General features: G+C 36.7%; 4 protein-coding genes. All 4 read right to left on the bottom strand.

The features are described 5' to 3' along the window. A partial coding sequence (locus tag ACFIMM_RS08130) for a DnaB-like helicase N-terminal domain-containing protein (RefSeq protein ID WP_375692693.1) occupies positions 1-864 on the bottom strand: 864 nt, incomplete at its 3' end. Positions 865-1,254: 390 nt separating this feature from the next. Next, the gene (locus ACFIMM_RS08125) at positions 1,255-1,695 is read right to left on the bottom strand and encodes a hypothetical protein (RefSeq protein ID WP_375612653.1); all 441 of its coding nucleotides are present in this window, start codon (positions 1,693-1,695) and stop codon (positions 1,255-1,257) included. An 84-nt stretch (positions 1,696-1,779) separates the two neighbouring features. After that, positions 1,780-2,520: a hypothetical protein gene (locus tag ACFIMM_RS08120; RefSeq protein ID WP_375682663.1), complete on the bottom strand. Its 741-nt coding sequence runs from the start codon at positions 2,518-2,520 to the stop codon at positions 1,780-1,782. A gap of 295 nt (positions 2,521-2,815) precedes the next feature. After that, entirely contained in the window at positions 2,816-3,205 is a 390-nt protein-coding gene (locus tag ACFIMM_RS08115; protein WP_375682662.1) for a hypothetical protein, read from the bottom strand. Positions 3,206-3,532 lie beyond the last annotated feature (327 nt).

Genomic DNA, 3,532 nt, shown 5'->3' with positions numbered 1-3,532 from the left:
ACGGCGCATATCAGAAGAAGAAACCTTTATTTGCTCTGAGATAATACGAGTTGCAAGCTGTTCAGTTGACATCTCAAGTGAAAAGAAACCAACAATACCCCCTTCATTGGCTTGGCTGTTATCATGACGCTTGCAAGCATTGGCAATATTAAAAGCAATATTGGTCGCCAGAGAGGTCTTCCCCATAGCAGGGCGCCCCGCAAGGATAATCAAATCAGATGCTTGTAATCCCCCCATTTTCTCATCAAGTGTTTTGATATGGGTAGCTATCCCTGAGAGCCTTGAAGAACGCTTTTTCGCAGCGCTTGCCATGTTAAGTGCTTTTGCAATGGCTGTATCAAAATTTTCAAACCCACCCCCATATTTTCCTTTTTCTGCTAGCTCAAATAACTGATTTTCAACAGTTTCAATTTGTTGTGATGTTGTAAGTTCTACAGAAACATCATAAGCTCTATTCACAACTTGAGTGCCAAGGTTAATTAAAGAGCGTCGGATAAACAGATCATAAATGACACTCCCATAATCTTTAGTATTAATGATTGTTACAGCTTCTTTAGCTAAACGCACCACGTAATTATATACAGTGATGTCACCAATTTTCGCATCATTTTCAACAAAGGGCTTAATAGTAATGGGATCTGCAACTTTTCCATTTTGAATAATTTGTGAAATGATATCAAAAAGCTTTTGATGCAACGGTTCAAAAAAGTGCTCTGCTTTTAAAAAATCAGAAACGCTATCAAGAGCATTATTATTGATAATGATAGCACCCAGCAAAGCTTTCTCTGCTTCAATATTATGGGGTAGTTGACGAAAAGAAGATTGTTCTTCTGTTTGAAAAGAAGGTAATTTAACAGCGTTCATTTTATTCATTATGATTTAAATTGATTTGATAAATGATAATTATAAATCACTGAATCTACAGTGTGAATCCCATTTTTATTTTACTTAACAGCTTGCTTTTTGATACGTTTTGTGCAATAAAGAGACGTTCTTTTATATTTCGGTTATTTCTTTTAATCGTTTATTTAGATCGCTAGCTGTTTTGATAATAAAAGCCGTATCAATTCATTTTGATGCGGTTTTTATGTATTAAGGCTTGCATTTTTACACGTTTTGTGTAATATATTTTAACATTTAAAATGTATAAGTTTCCAGTTGCAAACAAAAGCCGTGTCTTAAAGGACGCGGCTTTTTTTTATTCTATCTTTTAGACGCCACAGCCGCTTTAATCAATTCCTCTACAGTCTTTATCTATCTACAAAAGGATATTAAACCTGTAGAAATCTCTTTTCTTCCTGTAACCCATGCCCCCAAAATAAGTTGCGTATCTCCAAAAACACGCGCCCTGCCACCAATAATTGCCTTTCCATAAGCACGTACATTACCGTAAACCTTCGCAAACCCATTAACACACGCCTCATCACAAATTATTGCATTTTCAAAAACCTTCGCATGCCCCCAAACCATAGCAGCATTATAAACCTTGGCATCATCACCAACCCAGCAATTGCCATCATGTGATAAGTTGTATTCACTTTCAATAAAGCCCCCTAAATCTCCTTTTTTAACACTTCCAAAACTTCTTAAAGCTTTAATGCGATAAAGTGTTCTAACTCTACCATAGAGATGGTCTTTAACTTCTGTAGTTTCATTAGTAAGTTCATATTTTTTGGATACAGTTTTAGTGGTCATAGGTAGCTCCCTAATCTAATATTCAAACAAATTTTTAAATGAAATGGTTATAAGGAGGCGCCCCCGCACCGCCCTATTGTTTAATTAAGCAGCTTCTTTTTCACATTCTAAATCGTCATCATTTTCCGATTCAAGATCAGCATCATAATAGTCTTCAAAATCATCATAATACTCATGACGATAATAATCATCTTCACTACCAAATTCGGGATATGCTTCATTCCAAATATGATCATCTGCTGTTAAAGAAGCGGCGCTATGAACATAAGAATCTCCTGAGATAAGAGCACCACATACAACGGCATCATCGAAAACACGCGCGTCATCACAAATATAAGCAGCACCGCTTATTTTTGCATTGCCTCCAACATGAGCATTATCACAAATGACGGCATCATCAGAAATATGAGCATGATCAGTTACATAGGCATTATCATAAATCTTTGCATTGCCTTCAATTACAACAGCACCTTTAATATGAGCATTCCCATAAAGACGCGCATTGCCTCCCATAAAAATAGCTTCAAAAATAGCATTCCCATAAATTTTTGCATTCCCACAAACGTCTACAAAAAAGCTTCTTACTTTTGCATTCCCAGAAACGCGGGCATTTTGAAAAACGCGGGCTTTATCATATACCCAGCACGTACCATAATGCGATAGGTTGCTTTCATTTTCTATAAAACCACCTAAATCCCCCGCCTTGACATCTCCAAAATCTTTTAAGGCGCGTATACGGTATAATGTGAGACCAGTCATATGATCTATTTCATTAGTCAATTCATATTTTTTGGATGGTTTTCTCTTTTTAACTGTAGCGTTCATGCTGACACCTATTCGTTTAAATTAGTTTTGAATTGACAACCCTATAAGGGCGCCGGGCGCTCAAAACACGGCGAATAGTCCGTCGCTATACTTTTCCCTCGCGAAGGGTATTGTATGGCATAGCTACACCCGACATAATCGTTATATGCTAGAGACAGCACAAAAGAAAGTCAGTATTTTAAGAAATGGGAAAAACCTTTTCGTGGTCTATCCGCTATTCGCTAAGTGTTTTGAGCACTTGCCGACCTTAATAAACGAGCTTTTCTTTAAAGTCAATACGTATTTTTTATTTTTTTTAATTTTTTTCATTTTGATACCTACCTAATTGAATACCAAGTGCTTTCTCTAGCTCGTTGTCTATATCATCATAAGTTTTCACTGCTTTAACTGTACGTTTTTTGATTTCCCTATTCACCTCGTCTATCAACGCTTCGCAACTCAATACGCTTCTTGGCAAATCACCACCGTATATCCAAGCTTTCACTTGCGCCTTGGTACTGTAATCAACATTCTCAGGCATCTCATGATACTGACCACCGTCAAATTCTTCATATTCTCTTGTACCATCATCATATTCGTAAAGATTGTAAAAATACTCAGCTACCCCTAATCCCCATGGTGCATATCCAACCGCTGTTGCAACGAACTTTTTTCCCCCCTTCTGTTTACGTTTTTTTAAAAACATCNCCCCCCTTCTGTTTACGTTTTTTTAAAAACATCTGGTTTAATATCCCCTATCTAAATCCATAACTTTACCAATGGGTTTATTTGCCTCAAAATGGACCGTACAGAAGCGTTTTTAATTTCAATGTGGTTTTTATCACAAAATATTTAAATCGCTCTGTACGGTGCCTTTCTGTCAATTTAAACGCATATCTATTCTCAAAATTATCAGCAAACTTCACTACTTTGCTGTTTTTTCGGATCCATAAGTGTCTTTAAGCGTAGATCGCTGTTGCAAGTTGATTGAAGCTTTCTGAAAGGTTATTTGCGAAATTGTTTGACGGTGGTT

It is taken from the genome of Bartonella sp. AP258QHHD (assembly GCF_042196145.1).
GTDB lineage: Bacteria > Pseudomonadota > Alphaproteobacteria > Rhizobiales > Rhizobiaceae > Bartonella.
The sequence above is the reverse complement of the archived record's forward strand: the minus strand, read 5'-3'. Positions and strand labels throughout refer to the sequence as shown.